14 protein-coding genes and 2 pseudogenes are annotated in these 17,798 nt (G+C 43.7%); 11 read left to right on the forward strand and 5 right to left on the reverse strand.

The genetic code is table 11. From position 1 onward, the window contains the following. Nucleotides 1-214: 214 nt before the first annotated feature. Entirely contained in the window at nucleotides 215-1,015 is an 801-nt protein-coding gene (locus tag AB4274_RS04645) for a hypothetical protein (RefSeq protein ID WP_065583740.1), read from the reverse strand. Nucleotides 1,016-1,224: 209 nt separating this feature from the next. Next, nucleotides 1,225-1,854 (reverse strand): annotated as a pseudogene (locus tag AB4274_RS04650) (D-serine ammonia-lyase); the annotation flags it as partial. A 133-nt stretch (nucleotides 1,855-1,987) separates the two neighbouring features. On the opposite strand from AB4274_RS04650, the gene AB4274_RS04655 reads away from it, so the two are divergent. Further along, nucleotides 1,988-3,181: a CynX/NimT family MFS transporter gene (locus AB4274_RS04655; RefSeq protein WP_136978136.1), complete on the forward strand. Its 1,194-nt coding sequence runs from the start codon at nucleotides 1,988-1,990 to the stop codon at nucleotides 3,179-3,181. A 29-nt stretch (nucleotides 3,182-3,210) separates the two neighbouring features. On the opposite strand, the gene AB4274_RS04660 is transcribed toward AB4274_RS04655, so the two are convergent. Continuing rightward, on the reverse strand, nucleotides 3,211-4,008 hold the full coding sequence (locus AB4274_RS04660; RefSeq protein ID WP_017060497.1) for a helix-turn-helix transcriptional regulator: 798 nt from the start codon (nucleotides 4,006-4,008) through the stop codon (nucleotides 3,211-3,213). Nucleotides 4,009-4,064: 56 nt separating this feature from the next. After that, nucleotides 4,065-4,598 carry a YbhB/YbcL family Raf kinase inhibitor-like protein gene (locus AB4274_RS04665; RefSeq protein WP_017060498.1) on the reverse strand — a complete coding sequence of 178 codons (534 nt, stop codon included), beginning with the start codon at nucleotides 4,596-4,598 and terminating at the stop codon, nucleotides 4,065-4,067. A gap of 243 nt (nucleotides 4,599-4,841) precedes the next feature. On the opposite strand from AB4274_RS04665, the gene AB4274_RS04670 reads away from it, so the two are divergent. From AB4274_RS04670 to AB4274_RS04715, 10 genes and pseudogenes are all read left to right on the forward strand, one after another. After that, nucleotides 4,842-6,251, forward strand: coding sequence for a DUF3404 domain-containing protein (locus AB4274_RS04670; protein ID WP_017066450.1), 1,410 nt, complete (start codon nucleotides 4,842-4,844; stop codon nucleotides 6,249-6,251). Further along, nucleotides 6,229-6,876 (forward strand): response regulator transcription factor, encoded by a 648-nt coding sequence (locus AB4274_RS04675; RefSeq protein ID WP_372111176.1) that lies wholly within the window; start codon nucleotides 6,229-6,231, stop codon nucleotides 6,874-6,876. The genes AB4274_RS04670 and AB4274_RS04675 overlap by 23 nt, the downstream gene beginning before the upstream one ends. Further along, on the forward strand, nucleotides 6,876-7,688 hold the full coding sequence (locus AB4274_RS04680) for a DUF2861 family protein (protein WP_372111178.1): 813 nt from the start codon (nucleotides 6,876-6,878) through the stop codon (nucleotides 7,686-7,688). The genes AB4274_RS04675 and AB4274_RS04680 overlap by 1 nt, the downstream gene beginning before the upstream one ends. A 103-nt stretch (nucleotides 7,689-7,791) precedes the next feature. Next, a complete protein-coding gene (locus AB4274_RS04685) occupies nucleotides 7,792-10,140 on the forward strand; it encodes a glycoside hydrolase (protein WP_372111181.1) in 2,349 nt (782 codons plus the stop codon). 247 nt (nucleotides 10,141-10,387) lie between these two features. Beyond that, nucleotides 10,388-11,245, forward strand: a complete 858-nt coding sequence (locus AB4274_RS04690) for a polysaccharide lyase family 7 protein (RefSeq protein WP_017060503.1) — start codon at nucleotides 10,388-10,390, stop codon at nucleotides 11,243-11,245. Nucleotides 11,246-11,273: 28 nt separating this feature from the next. Then, nucleotides 11,274-12,059 (forward strand): annotated as a pseudogene (locus AB4274_RS04695) (HlyD family secretion protein); the annotation flags it as partial. Nucleotides 12,060-12,062: 3 nt separating this feature from the next. Further along, nucleotides 12,063-13,613, forward strand: a complete 1,551-nt coding sequence (locus tag AB4274_RS04700; RefSeq protein WP_017060506.1) for a DHA2 family efflux MFS transporter permease subunit — start codon at nucleotides 12,063-12,065, stop codon at nucleotides 13,611-13,613. A gap of 288 nt (nucleotides 13,614-13,901) precedes the next feature. Then, the gene (locus AB4274_RS04705) at nucleotides 13,902-15,491 is read left to right on the forward strand and encodes a response regulator (RefSeq protein ID WP_017064673.1); all 1,590 of its coding nucleotides are present in this window, start codon (nucleotides 13,902-13,904) and stop codon (nucleotides 15,489-15,491) included. Then, nucleotides 15,485-15,817: an Hpt domain-containing protein gene (locus AB4274_RS04710; RefSeq protein ID WP_017060508.1), complete on the forward strand. Its 333-nt coding sequence runs from the start codon at nucleotides 15,485-15,487 to the stop codon at nucleotides 15,815-15,817. The genes AB4274_RS04705 and AB4274_RS04710 overlap by 7 nt, the downstream gene beginning before the upstream one ends. Nucleotides 15,818-16,230: 413 nt before the next feature. Next, entirely contained in the window at nucleotides 16,231-17,127 is an 897-nt protein-coding gene (locus AB4274_RS04715; RefSeq protein WP_017060509.1) for an RNA polymerase sigma factor RpoD/SigA, read from the forward strand. 194 nt (nucleotides 17,128-17,321) lie between these two features. Here AB4274_RS04715 and AB4274_RS04720 read toward each other — a convergent pair whose 3' ends face one another. Then, nucleotides 17,322-17,675, reverse strand: coding sequence for a hypothetical protein (locus AB4274_RS04720; RefSeq protein ID WP_017072193.1), 354 nt, complete (start codon nucleotides 17,673-17,675; stop codon nucleotides 17,322-17,324). Nucleotides 17,676-17,798: the final 123 nt, after the last annotated feature.

Below are 17,798 nucleotides of genomic sequence, written 5' to 3' on the forward strand. Positions count from 1 at the left end.
CGAATTAATAAAACATTGTTCGATTGTATTTTATTTGGCTGACGACATCCAGTGATAAGCGGAGTAAACACGAACAGTCACGGTCTTGAAGAGTAAACAAAAGCGTACGGGTTTAGTGCTTAAGAATAATAATTCGAGAGCTCAATTAGGTTGCCCGCCGCTTATCATCTGAAAGGTGGTGTCAGTTAGGCTTGGGGATTCACACGCTATAAGCTTAATCTTTACTGGAACACAGTTCAGAGATTCGGTCACACATGGCTTGGTTGACTGCGAAGTGGGTGTTGAGGAATGCTAGTTGGGCAAGTGCCGATTCAGCGGTGCGCTCGTAGCCTTGGGTAAAGGTTGGTAGCAATTGGGCAAACTTAGGGAAGCGTGCTTCTAGCCTTCTATCCGACATAAATTCATCAACGAATTCAGGCTCAGACTGTTCAGTTTGATCCACAAGATCGATCAAACGATCGAGTGCGTAAGATTGAACGAACCGACTGCCCGACAGCTTTTCGCCTCGGTTATAACGAGACATACCCACATAAAGATTGGTTAGAGCCTCACCAATGATCCAATCTTGGGAATTAGTGTCTGTCTCCCCTTTTATTGGTGAAACACAACACTGTGTATCAAATTCATGTTGCTGCCAAACAATACGCCCTTCAGCAAACGGAATGTGCGCTAACTCGTGGGGTTCAAACACTGCAAACTCACAAAAGATTCCGTCAGCGTACAGAACTTTATAGCCATCGACGGTATTTCTCACTGCGTAGTCGATTGAGTGAATATCAGATAGCCAATGCAAACTGTCTAAGAAATACTGCTTGTGCCCTGTTTGCACTATTGCGAAAAAATCGACATCTGAATACTGATCAAGTCGTTCTGTTTCAATACCTACTGAGCCCAATCCCAGCAAAGCATGAGCCTTACCCGATGCTTCCAAAGACTCCCCAATCGCATCTAAACGCTGGAGTAATTTTTCTGGTGTGTTTATGTGTCTTGTCTGTATCACTTTGTCCGTCTGCATTGCTCAATCCCTATCAAGTTGAATGCCACTCAACCTAACTGATAGTTAGAACATCTAAGAAGCTTAATTTATAAAATGTGTGTTTTGGATAACGATCTGTGCAAGTTATTGTTTGAATTAAGGTGGGATTTAGAGGTGAGAAAGAGTGTGTACAAGCTATAAACAACACTCTTCTATCATGACTTATCTTTTTAGCAGCTCATATTTGCAACAACGTTGACGCCATGCTCACGAAGTTTGCTTTTCTTCCAAGATCTCGCGTCTGCCGACATATGAACAGAGACCGTAAAACCCAATTTGGCACTCATGATACCGATCGACATGCCTAGATTACCCGTGGATCCTACCGCAATGCTGTATTGTTGGAAGAAGTCACGGAATTCAGGTTCGAGCAACTTACTATAGTCATCGCTCTCACACAGTAACCCCGCTTCAATCGCAAGCTTTTCGGCATGCGTTAGTACTTCATAGATACCACCGCGCGCTTTGATTGAACCTGAAATCGGTAAATGGCTGTCTTTCTTCATCATCAAACGCCCTTTTATTGGCTGCCGATAATGAGCTTCTAATGCTAACTTCATTGCAGGGATATCGATAAGCTCAGATTCGATGATGCCATTCGTCACATGAGTTTCAGGGAATGCCTTCACCAGATAAGGAGCAAACCTTTGTAACCTCAAACTCGCATCATGAATATCTTGTTCGCCTAAACCCACATAAAGCAAACCGCGCTCCAGAGTCGTCACATTTGGGTTAAACCAAACCACTTCTTCCAATGCAATCAATTGTTGAAGCAGTGGGAAGTCCGAGATGAGCTTGTCGATATTTAATACAGTCATGGGTGACCTTTTCTGGCTAAGCGCGTACTGCGCAGGTTCAATCATTAGTAAACCTATTTAAACGGTATTTGTGTAATCATTCAATGATCTGTAGGCTAGCCTGTCTTCTCATAAGCAAACAGTAGAACAACCTATGAGCGCCTCTCTTCGTAATAGCATTTTCGTCATGTTAGGGATTCTATTCCTAGCACTTAACCTTCGTGGGCCTTTTACGAGCTTGGCTCCTGTGCTTTCTCAGGTTATGGAAGGCCTCAACCTTACGTCGTCGGCTGCTGGCTTCTTAACAGCTTTGCCACTGTTAACTTTTGCCTTATTTTCACCATTAGTCACCAAGATATCCCAACGAATTGGTCTAGAACCAAGCTTGCTCTTAGGCTTAGTTTTGATCACTACGGGTATTACACTGCGCTCTTTTGGAGCAATTCCGACGTTATACATCGGCACAGTAATGATTGGACTTGGTATCGCGATTGGTAACGTGTTGTTGCCCGTTGTAGTGAAAATTAGCTTCCCTACTCGTATTGCGACAGTCACTTCTTTGTACATTTTTACGATGGGCATCGGTTCGACGTTAGGCTCAAGTTTGATGGTGCCGTTTTCAAATCTAACCTTATTTACGATCACGGGTTGGCAATTAGCGCTGTTAATGAACTTGGTATTTCCAATATTAGCTTTGATGATCTGGTTGCCTAAAATCAGAAAACGCTCATCTTCGGCCAGCAATAACAAGCAACAAGACAAACCTCTGCCGATGAAACAGATGATTAAAAGCGGCGTAGCGTGGCAAGTAACGTTAGCGCTTGGGCTTAACTCATTTACCTTCTACTCTTTGGCTGGCTGGTTGCCACAGATATTGAACGATCTTGGCTACAGCGAAATCGACGCGGGCTACATTTATGGATTTCTGCAATTTTCGACTATGGTTCCAGGGCTGCTGTTACTGCCGTTCTTAGCCAAAAGTGACAATCAACAATGGCTCATCACTCTGTGTGCATCGAGTGTATTTGTTGGATTGATTGGTCTTCTGTATTTGCCTGAGTTTGCGATCTTTTGGGTGGGACTGTTTGGATTAGCCAACTGCTCGACATTTATTATCGCGCTCTCTTTTGTTGGCTTGCGTACATCGAATAGCAGCCAAGCCGCATCATTGTCGGGTATGGCTCAGGGAATCGGTTATGCGTTGGCAGCCACTGGCCCAACGCTGGTGGGTAAGCTTCATGCTCAGACAGATTCTTGGAGTGTGCCGATTCTGTTGGTCGCATCTGTTGCCTTTGCGTGCACGATTTTCGCGGCATTGGCAGCACGAGATAAGAAAGTGAGCGTTTAGGCAAACAGAATGATTATGGTATCGCGACTTTATTTGCTCGCGACTCTATGGCTGACGACGGTTTTGATGTATTCACTTGGCGACAAACCAAATTTGCCTTTAAAGCGCTGACTAAAACGCCCTTCCGATTGGTAACCGCAAGACTGAGCCAACATCGCCACATTCTGCTGTCCGTTTTGCATCAGATAAAGCGCGTGACTCAAGCGAACTTCAGCCAGTACCTCTCGATATTGCATGCCTTCCAGTTTGAGCTTCCGAATCAATGTCCCTCGGCTCATCGCAAATCGCTCCGCCACCGACTCTAATGGATGTTTCTCATCTGGTGAATGTGAAAGGTAATGGCTGAGCTTTTGGCTAAACGAGACGTTGGCACTGACAAACAATAGATGCAACACCCCTTTTTCAGCTAATTGCTGGTACAAGCCCTGCAACCAAAACTGTTGAGTCTCTTTGCTCATGCTCTGTGTATCAAAAGAGAACAGAGCATTGAGTGAGTCTTGTAAGTTTCGATCCGCTTTTACTGTAGGCAGTCCCAGATCATTCGAGCGTTCCTCACTTAAATCAAGCATCGCCTGAGAAGGTTGGAATTGAAAGCTGAACACTCGCGACAAGAAGCGCCCTTTGTGGGGCATGTTCTCAAAACTTAGTGAAGCTGATGCCTCACACAACAACAGCTCAGAATGTGAGAGCTCTGCCGCTGAATCTTTCCAAAACAGGCGCTTACTGCCTGTAATAATCTGAATGATACTAGGGGATAGAATCCTCACATTACGCAGTTTTTGTAACTGCTCTGCACGAAAGATCGTCACTTGATATTGATGATTCATCTCATCCCCTTGTTTACTTATTATGTACGTGTATAAGCTTTAACGTACATAAGCTATTAACGTGTATAAGTTGCGGTCAGTTTAGCTTTGTCTAAAGCCATGCTGTTCAACGTGAATCCAACCACAGCCGACGGCGTATTTTCGTCGAGGTTAAGTTTGTCCGTTGGTAATGCCCAAACCGTGAACTGGTAACGGTGCATACCATCTTTTTCTGGAGGACAAACGCCACCGTAGCCAACTGTACCGTAATCAATGCGACCTTCTTTGCCACCGACTTTAGAGATGTCGACACCGCGAGGTAGCTCGTTCACAGTTGCAGGGATATCAAACGCAACCCAATGCCAGAAGCCACTTTCAGTCGGTGCATCTGGATCATAAGCTGTGATAGCAAAGCTTTTGGTACCTGCTGGTGCATCTTTCCACATCAATTGTGGTGATTGATTATCGCCGTCACAACCCCAACTAGAGTATTCAAAAGTCTTTGCCATTGGGTGACCTTCTTGAATATCGTTGCTGGTTAATTCGAACGCATGAGCAGAGCCTGTAGCCAAAATACTGATTGCCAATACTGATTTGATGATGAGTTTCATGATGGTTCCTCTTATTAGGTATGAGCCCAGTATAGTCCCCTCACTTCGCCTAATAATGACAGTAAGTACACAATTATCTATTTTATTTCAAATAAATGATACTTACTGTATTTGTACTTTATTATTTAAAAGCATGACCCACTCGACAATTTGTTGTTAAAAGAACACTTGTTGACATTCAGGTTACAAATCGCGCCCAAAACTCTTTAGACTCGCCCCACGACTTTTAACGAGAATGATTGGATGCGCAGGTTTACATTAGCTCTTTGCTTGATCTTTTGGCTCCCAACCCTAGTCAATGCCCAAAGTTTGCAAGATAAGTGGCAAACTCTGTATCAACTGAGCTGGCAATCATCCCCACTCTTAGTATCTCAACAAGAGTTGGCTCAGTATCCGAAAGTTCTGCTCCATGAAAATAGCCGCTATCCTGATTTCAACCAATTCAGTTGGGACGACATCGCAGCGTTAGCGTCAATACAAGATCACTGCCAAGCGATTGAAAGCAGTAACCCTTCATTACATGAAGCCATCGAGTTCGAGCTCGCTCTGTGTCAGCAACAAACATTGGATTCGATTTGGTTTGCAGCACACTCCAAACGTCACCCTGCCGGTGGCAGCTTTGCTGGTCGTTATTTAGCCGCTTACCCAGATGTGACCGAGCAGATACGCCCATTTTTGAGTCTTACCAACCCTCAGCACCCTTTATATAACAAACTAGAAAGCCTAAGTGCACAAGGCAGAGAAGCACTGCTCAATGGATACCGCGCTTGGCAACAAGATGATGTGCTTTGGTTAAGTGGCGAACAAGGCTGGAAAGCTATTCCCTTAGATGTTTGGCAACCTATCGCAGAGCAACAAGAGGTATCTTTGGCAGGTGAAACCTGTACTTTTCGTTACAGTAACGTGTGCTTAAACGAGCCTAGCAATGACAATCTGATCATGAAAACGTTGATCTTTACATTGCTGCTAACGTTGCTTTCCGGGCTCGCTAGAGTCTTATACCTAAGAACAAAACAACGAAAAGAGAGGCAGTTCGTTTTACAGCTTCTTACTCATGAACTGCGCACGCCTATTACTAGCCTAGGCTTAACCGTCGAAATGTTTAGAAATCGCTACGATGACTTTTCTGATGAAACTCAAAGTGCGGTTTGGCGTTTAATATCTGACTATCAAAGGCTTTCTCAGCTCACCGAAAACAGCAAAGTGTACCTAAGTTCGGATCAGTCAGAGCCTTTGTTGAAGCAAAACGCTTCATTAGAAGAGTGGCTCGATCATGTCTGTGAAAAGCACAATATTTCTTATCAATGTGAAGCGCGTGAAGTTGAACTGAACCTTCCCTATTACTGGCTAACCATCTGCTTGGATAATCTAATCAAGAATGCCAAACAACATGGTAAAGGTGAGGTTTTGGTAAAGGTCGAACTCGGTGACAAGCTGACGATTGAGGTACAAGACGAGGGGCACTTCCCTTCACCGATACAACGGCTCATGTCTGGTGTCACGCCAAGTGAAACGCACGAACTGGATAACATGGGCATTGGCCTGACTATTGTCGAGCACTTGATGAAGCAAGCGAATGGCCGCCTCATTATTCTTCGTAACCCAACCCGATGTATTTTGGAAATTGCTTATGAACACCCTACTGCTGATTGAAGACGACCAACTGCTTGGACAAGGCCTCGTCAGCTTCTTTGAGTCCAATGGTTACCCATGCCTTTGGGCGAAAGATTCAGAGAGTGCCAGTAAGCAATGGTTCCGCTCCGATCTAGTGATACTGGATCGACAACTCGAAGACGGTGACAGCTTGCGACACCTGCCGAATTGGCTACTCCTCAAAGCGCTTCCTGTGATTGTGTTAACCGCTAAAGTGGAAGTCCAGCAACGCGTAGAAGGCTTAATGGCAGGTGCCAAAGATTACGTCACTAAACCTTTCTCAAACGAGGAGTTGCTTGCTCGAGTCATTACCCAACTTCGTCCGTTAGGGGTGAGCCTACTAAATTACGCCAACATTGAAGTCCGCTTGTCTGAACGAATCGCTTATTTGGATGAAAGCCCGATCACGTTAAAACCTAAAGAGTTCCAGTTATTGGTCTTGTTTGTTCAGAACCAAAGTCGTGTGTTTCATCGTGATGAGTTACTCAATAAGATTTGGGGTTATCAAGCCTTTCCAAGTACCCGAACCGTGGATAATCACATACTGCGCTTGCGCCAGAAGCTGCCAACTCTAAAGATCGAAACACATCGCGGCGTTGGTTACCGCTTGGCCGGGGAATCATAATGAAAGTTACTTCGTTAACCGCACTGATCTACACATTGCCGCTCGCAAGTCATGCGGCATGGTTTACCGACACGCCATTGCAGCACACCTATCAATCTCTACTTGATGACCAACCTCAAGTTGCGTGGCAAGAGCTGCAAATCGCACTCGATCACAAATCACTCGATAGTGAGCTTTGGCTGCCAGTCAAACAAGAGATCCTGAGCCAGACTCAATGTGGAACCTTACTCAAACAAAGTGCTGAGCCAAAACACCACATCCAAGTCAGCTTCATTCGACGCTATGGCCTGTCGTCGCACGGTTATCAAATCAAAGTCTCTGCCGAGCAACTCAGCAAAGGCTCAGAAACTCAAACTCTTTCTTTGGTATCGCCTAAAGGTAAAGTCCTTCTCGATGGACAACTCGCTTCCAATAATGAGTATCAAGAGATTGAAACCAATGAAATGTTCATCAAACCCGAATCTGGTGTTTATCAACTAAAGATAGGTTCAAACCACTATCCTATTGTTGTCGCTTTAGGCAACAGCAAGCGATGGTTAACACTCGAAAGTAAACTCAGCGAACCACATATCGTGATCACGCCACCGAAGGTGATCGACAACTGCCCTAACGCCAATGTGAGTTGGCAATGGTTTGATGAAAACTACAACCTGCTGGGTTACAAAGTGCCAATCAAGACAGCGCAAGCACCCGTTCCCACAGAAAGTCCACTTGGAACCAAAGCCAAGCACTTGAGTGCTTCGGTTGAAATGTTTGAATACCAAGGCGCTATTGAAGTCCAATATGTGCAGCGCGTCGCCGTGCCTTTCTAATGGAAAACCACTAAAGCCAAACAGAAAATAGAGACATATAGGTGACAAAGCACTAGCGCTACTTAGGTGTAATAACCGTAGTTACCCTTTACGGAATCTAAATATGCTCAGCGTACGTCACCCACTCAATCTTTCTAATTTTGCCATTGTGGCTTTAACAACAGCTTGTCTGTTTTCATCCAACGCACAAGCGAGCCAAATAACGCTCACCAGTAACAACAATACCGTCGCTACCTCATCGAATACTTTAGAGGTCGATTGGAACGGCTTAAGCGTTAACAGTGCTGCTCTCACCGTTGATAGCCAACCACAGAAAGCGACCAATCTGGTCATTGGCTTTTCCGATAAAGCTGACTCAGCAAAAATCGCCACTTGGACCTTAGTACCCAGTGGAATAAACGTTAAGGCAGAGCTTAATCAAGACCAGCTCACTTTTCAGTTCAGCTTACCTTCAAATATACAGGTGAAACGAAACAAACCCATCGAATTGGCGTGGTTTGATCTTGCCGAACAACAAACTCAGACACTATTTCTTCCGTTTAGTGAAGGTATGCGCGTGCCTACTGACAACAAGCTTTGGGCAAGTTATCTCGTCGGTAACCATTCTGGAAGTAACACTACTCAAGACTTGAAGATGCCTTTTTGGACAGTACAGCAAAACAATCATTTCATTAGCTATCAAATGGTTAATGCAACCAACAATCAACTGCTCTTTTCAGATGCATCCTCTAATGCTTCCTCAAATACAAAAACCAAAATTGATATGAAGGCAGCACACCAATTTACGATGCTCAATCAGTCACAACCTTTTCTTGTTCGTATCACCCTCGGAGACTCGTGGTTAGATGGTGCCAAACAATACCGAGATTGGCGCATCAATAATGACCAGTCTGATACGCTTGTAGCAAAGCAAAAGCGCAATCCAGATGTAACTAAGTTGATCGGCGCGAGCCACGTTTACCTATTTGGCAAAGACCCATTAAGCATCCAAGATGTGAGTGACTGGTGGGGATTGAAAACATGGTATCTAGAGGGCTCTAAACTCAATGTTTCTGCGGAAGCGAAAAGAGAACTGTCGTCACTATCTAAGGGTAAAGGTTGGTTCAGTCAGTATCACAAACAACTATTGTTGGACTCTATTATCCAGTCATTGCAGGTGTTATATCCTGTTGGTAATCCGACACTCGAAGACAACACGATTAAAGCGCAATACAAAGCAGCACAGGATAAGAAGAACTGGTTGCTAAAGCACGCTTCCCCGTACCTAAGCTCGTCAGATACTTGGGGACAAGCGTTGTCTTCAGACATGGTCGCTAATCTAAATAAGGCAGGTTTAAAAAAACTGTGGCTAGGATTCGACAATTGGATGCCAGCATTCTATCAACCTAACGCTGTGGGTCTGGCAAAACAGTCCGGATATCTGGTCGGTACTTACGATTCCTACAACACCGCAATTCCTGCGAAGCTCAATGACAACTGGCTAACCGCTCAATTACCAGAGCCGATGCGTCAAAGTTGTGCGATTGAACTAGCGGATGGGAGTTTGAAAAAAGGATTTCGTGGAAACGGCTTTTACTTAAACCCGAACTGCCATTTAGAATACGTAAAACAGCGTGCTCAAGACATTATGAGATTCGGCAAATTCAACAGCTTGTTCTTAGATGTTGATGCAACCGCCATGGCACGTGAAGATTACCGCGTCTCTATAGACAGTAATGGCAATACAAACGACGAATCAGACATGCTTTCTGCGTTCAACAACCGAATGAAGTGGCTTAGCGAGCAACCTTCGTTAGTATTAGGCTCTGAAGACGGCAACAGCCTAACAACAAAAGGCATCGCGTTTGCACACGGCTTAGAAACGGTTGGTTTTGGTTGGACAGACAAAGACATGAAAGAGAACCGCCAATCTCCCTATTACTTAGGTCGTTGGTACCCAGACCACAAGCCCGACTTCTTCTTTAAGCCGGCCGAGGTTAAAGAGCCCTATAAGTCGCTACTGTTTTCGCCTCAATATCGAATTCCACTTTACCAAGCCGTTTTCCATGATGAAGTAATCAATACGCACCATTGGCATTCAGACAGCCTTAAGTTCACTAATGTACAAGCAGAACGTGACTTAACCGCCATGCTGTACAACACACCACCGATGGTTCACTTGACCAGAGATGAAGCTTTATCAAGTTCAAGCCAGAGAATCAAAGCACTCAAACACTATCAAGATGGCTTTGAACCAATGCACGAACAGTTATGGGATAAACAGTTAGTCGATTCCGAATGGTTAGATAAGAGCGGCGATGTTCAACAAACTGAGTTCAGTGACGGAAGTAAGATCATTGCCAATTTTTCAGATCAAACCTTTCATCAGAGAGGCCTTAAAGTCTCGCCGAGCGCTATAAAAGCCGTATTGAGCAACGGACAAACGTTAGAGTGGAAATCAGAGCCTAACTAGTTTGAACGTGCCGTTTTTAAGCCTCACCTTATTCACTATTACGGGTTAGCAGGTAGTGTTGTTAACGAGCAAAAATCCACACCTTTGACACTCAGGTACCAATCCCAATCGACACCTAATTCTCTCTATTTTTGTACAAGAAAATTGGGTGCCGACCACAATTTCAAACACAGATGTTTTCACATAAATCTCAAAAGTGATATCAATGCTTATATTGAATGATAATAATACAAAAGAGATATTTTTGATGAAAAAGACCCTACTCACTTGCTGTGCCCTTCTTGCCTTTTCTTCTTCGGCAATCGCTAATGTTCAGTTTTCGAATCCAGAAGGAGCTTTAGGCGAACCTTCTAATTACTCTCAATACCAAAATGTTTTGTCAGTTTCTGAACTTCAAATTTCAGATCCAAACGGAAAGAAAGGCAACAAAGACTATTTTGCGCTCGATAATAACTACGACGGCATTGTGAACAACAACTTCTATGTCGACAAAGAAAGTGAAGCGCTAGTCTTTACCATGAAGAATGACCACCTGCGCAACGAGCTACGCGTTCAGGAAAACTTCCGCACAGACTTAACAAATGAAACATACACATTAAGTTCGGAGGTGGAGATCATAAAACCTGAAGAGTCGATGAAGAACTCAGACTCTAAGCAAGACGAGATTACATTCCTACAAGTACATAACAAAGGCTTAGATGATCTTGGTACTCACAATGTCCCTCACCCTTTGCTTCGTGTTGTATGGAAACGTGACAATAATGGTATTGAAGGGCATTTCTGGGCAATCATTAAAAACAACGCTGTAATTTGTAAAGGATCGTTCGGCAAGAAAAACCAAGACAAGGAAATGTGCAAATCAGACGTAGCATATTCTCAGTATGATTTAGGCAAAGCACCACAAGGCAAACCAACAGCATTTGATTTAATCGTGGGTGATAAGAAACTTATTGTTGACGTAAACGGTGAACGTAAAGTTGAGCAGGATATTGACTACTGGCGTCACCTATTAAGCTACTTCAAAGCTGGCGTATACAACCAATTTACGAATGGACAAAGTGAAGCTCACTTCTACAAGCTAGAGTACACAGAGAAAAAGAGCTAGTTCGGTACTTAGCCTACAACTACATTAGCAATCAGCACTCGCTCAAGCAAACGCCCATTTAAGCGTCGTGCAATCAGACGTCAAAAATCTAGTGGCACAACAAACGTTACAACGTAGCAAGATCAATCAAGCAGAAAGCCGCGTTGATTCTGCACAAGCTGAATACGAACGCGCGATTCAACAAGTGGTACGTTCTCGTAGCTTACTAAAGCGTAACTACGCGTCTCAAGATGAAGTCGATAGCATGGTTGCACAACAAAAAGTAACTCAGGCAGATTTAGAAGAAGCAAAAGCAAACCTCGTTGCAACCAATGACCAATTAACCGTTATCGCTAGTGAGATTGAGCAAGCAAATGCATCCGTGACCGAAGCTCAAGCCCAGAGAGATCAAGCACAGCTTAACCTTGATTACACCAAAGTTTACGCGCCAGCAGATGGCGTGATTGGTAAACGCAGCGTACGTGAAGGCTTGCTGATTCAAGCAGGCGCACCACTGATGAGCTTGGTACCAAACAACCAAGTGTGGATTGAAGCCAACTTCAAAGAGACACAGCTAAGTGGTATTCACAAAGGTCAGACGGTTGAAGTAGAGCTGGATGCGTTCCCGGGGCAGCTTCTTGAAGGTGTGGTAGACAGTTTCTCCCCTGCGACTGGCGCTAAATTTGCGCTCCTACCACCAGAAAACGCGACCGGTAACTTCACTAAAATCGTTCAACGTGTACCGGTTAAAATTACTATTCCAGATCAGCAAGAGTTGAAAGGTCGACTGCTTCCTGGTTTGTCTGTGGTAGCGACCATCGATAAACGAGGCTAGACCATGAGTAACGCTGGTGTTGTCACCCAAACAAATGATGATGACGAGGTTTCGAGACGCCATTGGATCGCCCTATTTGGCGGCTTGATTGGCGCGTTTATGGCGATCTTGGATATTCAGATCACCAACTCGTCTCTCAAAGATATTCAAGGTGCGCTATCAGCCACCTTGGATGAAAGCTCGTGGATCTCTACGTCTTACCTAGTCGCAGAGATGATCGCTATCCCACTCAGTGGTTGGCTTTCTAAAGCGCTCGGTAAACGCCGTTATATCACGTGGACGACAGCCATTTTCACCATTTCATCTTTGTTGTGTTCGTTCTCTTGGAACATGACCTCGATGATCGTGTTCCGCGCGATGCAAGGCTTCAGTGGTGGTGCTCTAATCCCGCTTGCTTTCTCGCTGGTGATTCAGTTATTGCCGGTCAACAAGCGTGCTGTGGGTATGGCACTGTTTGGTGTAACCGCGACCTTTGCTCCATCGATTGGCCCTACCTTTGGTGGCTGGCTGACGGAGAACTTCTCGTGGCACTATATTTTCTACATCAATATTCCGCCAGCTTTGCTTGTGATCACCATGATCCGATATGGCTTGGACGATGAAAAGCTCGACCTTGGCACGCTGAAAAAAGCCGATTGGTTTGGTATCGCCACCATGGCATTAGGGCTAGGTTGTTTGGAAGTGGTGTTAGAAGAAGGTAACCGTGAAGAGTGGTTCAGTTCGAGCTTTATTATTGGCTTGAGTATCGTGTCGGCGGTGAGTTTGGTTTACTTCGTGATAAACGAACTCCAACACAAGAAGCCATTGGTTAACCTGCGGCTATTGCGGGATGGGCAATTTGCGATGTCTTGTATCGCCTATTTGATTCTAGGAATGGCATTGCTCGGCTCTATCTATGTTCTACCGATGTATCTCACTCAAATTCAGCAATATAACGCGATGGAAATTGGTGAAGTGCTAATGTGGATGGGTTTCCCACAGCTTCTGATATTCCCAATTGTTCCAAAGCTAACACAGATCATTAAGCCTAAGTACTTGGTTACCTTTGGCTTCGCGATGTTCGGTTTTAGTTGTTACGTAAATACACACATGACAATCGATTTTGGCGGGCAACAGCTGATTTTATCTATGGTTCTGCGTGCTATTGGTAGTCCGTTCATCATGGTTCCGCTGTCTTTGGTTGCCATGAAGAACATCAGCAAAATGGACACGCCAGACGCATCAACGTTAACCAACGTAATGCGGAACTTAGGGGGCGCTTTCAGCATCGCGATTATCGCTACGCTATTGGATAACAAAACCCGTGAGCACTTAGCACACATCAAGGAGTCGCTACCTTCAGTGAGTCAACTTGGTTGGCAGACGCTTCAGCAACAACAAGCGTTTTTCATTCAGTCAGGAAGTGATGCCGCAACTGCGATGCAACAAGCACAAGCAAGTTTGCTCGGCACAATGCAACGTGACGCAGCCATCATGGCTTACAACGATGTGTTCTTAATGATGACGGCGTTCTTGGCTCTAGCGGCAGTATTGATTCTAAACATGCGTGATTAACGCTAGAGTTTCGGTAAATAAAACTTCAAGCAAAGAACAACATTTCGAATAAAAACTCGAACAATAAAACAGAGAGGTGCGCTTATCGGCTTGCCTCTTTTTTATTTCTAAAACACGTATAACTCCACTAAAATCAGGTAAAAGTCACCTGCGTTTGAAGGCTTTCATAAATGTTATCTAATACTCTTTAATTACCAATAGTTTATTGAGTGTTTGTATGTGATATAGGCACCTTGACAATGTGCAACTTGACACCTAAATTAAACATAACATTTGGTATTAAGGAAAATGGATTTGACCTTACCAACAGACCTTCGAATTTTGATCGTCGACGACTCTAAAAGCGCAACAATACTTATTAAGCAGCAACTGGCTAGTTTGGGAGTTTCGCGCGACTGTATTTTTATTGCGACCGACTATCGAAAAGCCATTAAAGCGGTCGAGACACACTCTTTTCATGTACTCCTCATTGACTACCACTTAGAACAGTCTTTTACTGGCTTTGAGCTGTTGGGCATTCTGTATCGAAACCGCCTCATCGATCATACTGTGGCGACAATCTTGCTCTCTGGGGATATGCGTCAGGAAACAGTATTAACCGCCCTTTCAGGTGAAGCACACCACTTCGTTTCTAAACCGATTAATACTCAAACGTTGGGTAAAAAGATCCAAAGTGCCGTGTCCGTTTCAAAGAAACTCACCCAACTGAATGATTTGTATCCCATTGCCAGTCAAGAGAGATTAGCTCAAGCTTTGGCGATCTCCCCTAATGGTACTAGCGTTCAGTTCGAAGCGACATTGATTGAACATTTAATTGCAGGTAAGAAATGGCAGTTACTCTCTAGCGTCATTAACAACTCCAAAACCAACATGCACCCAACCAAATTGGTGGCTGAGGCGCTGATTCTCGACAGCTTAGGCAAGCCAAATTTAGCCATAGATAAGCTCCACAATTTTCTAATAGCACAGCCACTCTCATTGAGCGTGATTGACTGCTTAAGCTGTATCTATGAAAAACATAAAATGCTGCTGCCTGCTCTTAAATTAGCGATTCGTGCATTTGAGATGACTCCCAGCATCAGCCATCGTGCAATCAGGGCCATCGACTTAGCTGAGAACGCAGATAACACACATATGATCATAAAGTTAGGTGAGATGTATGCAACCCACATTTCAGCTGCTGACATTGATGTCATCCATTCCATTGGTGCGCACTTTAATTCCTTAAAAGCAACGTATCAGCGCGAGACGCAACTAAAGTACAAACGTATTTTGCTTGAGCACGCCAACCAATTCACCGAGTTGGTAAACCTGAAACTTCCGGTAAAACAACAGCAGCAAGTTTTGGCCAGCCTTGCCCTATTTCAGAGCAGCATATTGCTCATCGAAAATAGCCCTCAGATTGCCCACAAAAAAGTGATTAGAGCTTCGACACTGTTAGCGAACAATTTCCACAGCCAACCGACTTATTTGCTCACTCAGTTATTACCCATGCTCGCCCACTTTGGTGAGTACTCTCTTTATCATTTAACAGTGGAATGTCTCAAATCTCGTGGAGAAGCCATAAATCACCAACTTGAGTCCAAAAATGTCGACCCTTCAACGTGTATAAACATTGAAAATTTGGGTTCGATCCAAGAAATAAAGGACTACATTCACAGTTACCCATATTCAGTTGCCGCCAAACTTGACTATATATACGCCGTCAATAAAGCTCATATAGATGAGAAACTTAGCGACGACTATCTAGAAGAAATATTACAGTTAGAACTTCCTCCAAAATGGAATCAATGGATTAGTGATTCATCAAGGTATGGTTTTTCCACTAAGCCGCCTAGCCCATTTTCAACATTCAGCCGACAGGAGTCCACATGCTAGACTTTGATGCTTTAAACGCCTATTTAGACAATGACAGAGACGTCATTTACGCCGTTTTGTCTACATATCAAGAAGACCATGGCAATTCGCTACAAGAGATCGAAGAGTTGGTTCAACAACAAGATTGGGGCAAGCTTCATTTTACCGTGCACACCTTAAAAGGCATTTTAGCCAGCTTTGGTGAAGAAACGGCCACAGTTGCATTGGAAAGAGTAGAACAAAACACACTCAATAAGCTTGCGCCGCAAGATGATGATCTTTCGGTTATCTACAGCGAAATGAAGATCATTAATCAGCAAATCGATGAGGTTCTTAGCACTTATTAGTCGATAGAATTAAAACGTGCATGGCGATACTTAACAGCCGACACAGCTAAAAGAGTTGAGGTGCTTGGAAACATTGAACCTCGACTCTTAACATTTTTCTCATCATTTCTCCTCTCAATTATAGTTCTAACCCACACCTATAAATTCACGTCATTTATCTAGATAAACCGATGTATAACACATGCTTTATAAACTATCCGTCTTAATGTTTTAAACGAAAAACCAACACACTTGATGAGATGCAAAATAGTTAAATATTTGTAGATCTTTTTGTGACATAAACATACGAAATTGCATTTTATTTATTGGTAAAGAAGAAATTGTTATCTACACTCTAATGAAACCAAGCGTTAATCACTTGGTGGCATAATAAAAAAACTAAAACGTTCAGTCGGCTAGATAAGGACAAGGAAATGAACAACGATAGTTTTGCTGCGTTTCAGGGGCTCACGGATGAAACACCCATTACCGAATCATTTTCTACCAGTGCAGACCCTTATGCTCATTATCTGAAAGATATTGTTGGCATTGATCTGCTGTCGCGTGAAGATGAGGTGTATTACGCAAAATTGAATCGCGCGGGTGATAAAAAAGCGCGTGATGTCATGATCGAATCAAACCTGCGCCTTGTTGTGAAAATCGCAAAGAGTTACCTAAAACGTAAAGGCAATAATTTCACCCTGCTCGACCTGATCGAGGAAGGCAACATTGGCTTGATTAAGGCCATCGACAAATACGATCCAGAACCAGGCTATCGTTTTTCAACCTATGCTGTTTGGTGGATCCGCGAAAACATTGAAGCCGCACTCATGAACACGGGTCGAACCGTTCGATTGCCAGCCCACGTGTGTAAAGAAATAAACAGCCTCGCCTCAAAAAAGCTCGATGCAAGCAAAAAAATGAGTAAAGAGGTTTCAATTTCTGAGCTATCAGACAGTTCAGGTGTAAAGGCCGAACGCGTCGATCAACTGGTGGCGTTAAGCGGGTTTATTGACGTGACGACAACGGTTGGAACTAGCCATGCGCCTATGGTGCTTGATCAATGCGAAAGTGAATATATCCCAGACCCTCAACAAGATTGTGAGGATCAATCCTTTACCCAAGCTCTAGAACAAATCATCTATACACTTCCTCCAAAATTACAAAAGGTGCTCATCCACCGTTTTGGTTTCTTTGATAACAAGGTGAAAACGCTGTCTGAGGTCGGACAAATGTTGGATGTGAATGTTTCTAATGAACGTGTTAGACAAATGCAGAAAGAAGCGGTCGAAAGAATTCAAAAACGACTCAAATTTGATGGTTGGGTGTAAGTCGTAACCCAGTTGAGAATTAGTTGAAAATAACGTTAAGCCAAAACAAAGACCTTTAGGGTGAGCCTCCAAGCTTGCCCTTTTTGTTTGCTGATTCGTTAGAAAAATAAAAAGATCGTAAGCACACGAACCCTAAGTCGCTAATCCCTAATGCCTAATGCCTAATGAAAAATGACAAATGCCACACCATTAACTTACCTTAAAGAAGTGACTCGCTCACTGCGCAAAATGAGATAATTGATATAAGTGGTTTCAAGACAATCTTGTTCCCACACTGATAAAATCCGTTTAGCCGCAAAATAATAATCTTTGTTTCTCAACAACATCCCAACGGTGCGGCTAAGCTTTTCAAATCGAACGTGATCGCTCGCAGAGATGTAGTCATCTTCACTTTCAATAATGGGCGCTAAACCATCAGCAAACCAATTATTCAATATTTCTCGCATCTCTAATTCGGACTCAGGCACATCCACACTCGACAACTCTCGATGTTGAGGTGGTGGCACTATGTACTTCGACGCTTGCGGTGAACTGACATAACGATACATGCCCTCACTCCTGTCTAACTGACCCTTCTCATAATTAAGGACATATTTACCTGTTCTCAAGTTTATTTATCGAAACAAACAACAAAAAAATTAAAAAAAGCCATGTATCAATAACTCTACATG

Source organism: Vibrio sp. 10N.261.55.A10, from assembly GCF_041470825.1.
In the GTDB taxonomy this organism is placed as follows: domain Bacteria; phylum Pseudomonadota; class Gammaproteobacteria; order Enterobacterales; family Vibrionaceae; genus Vibrio; species Vibrio crassostreae_C.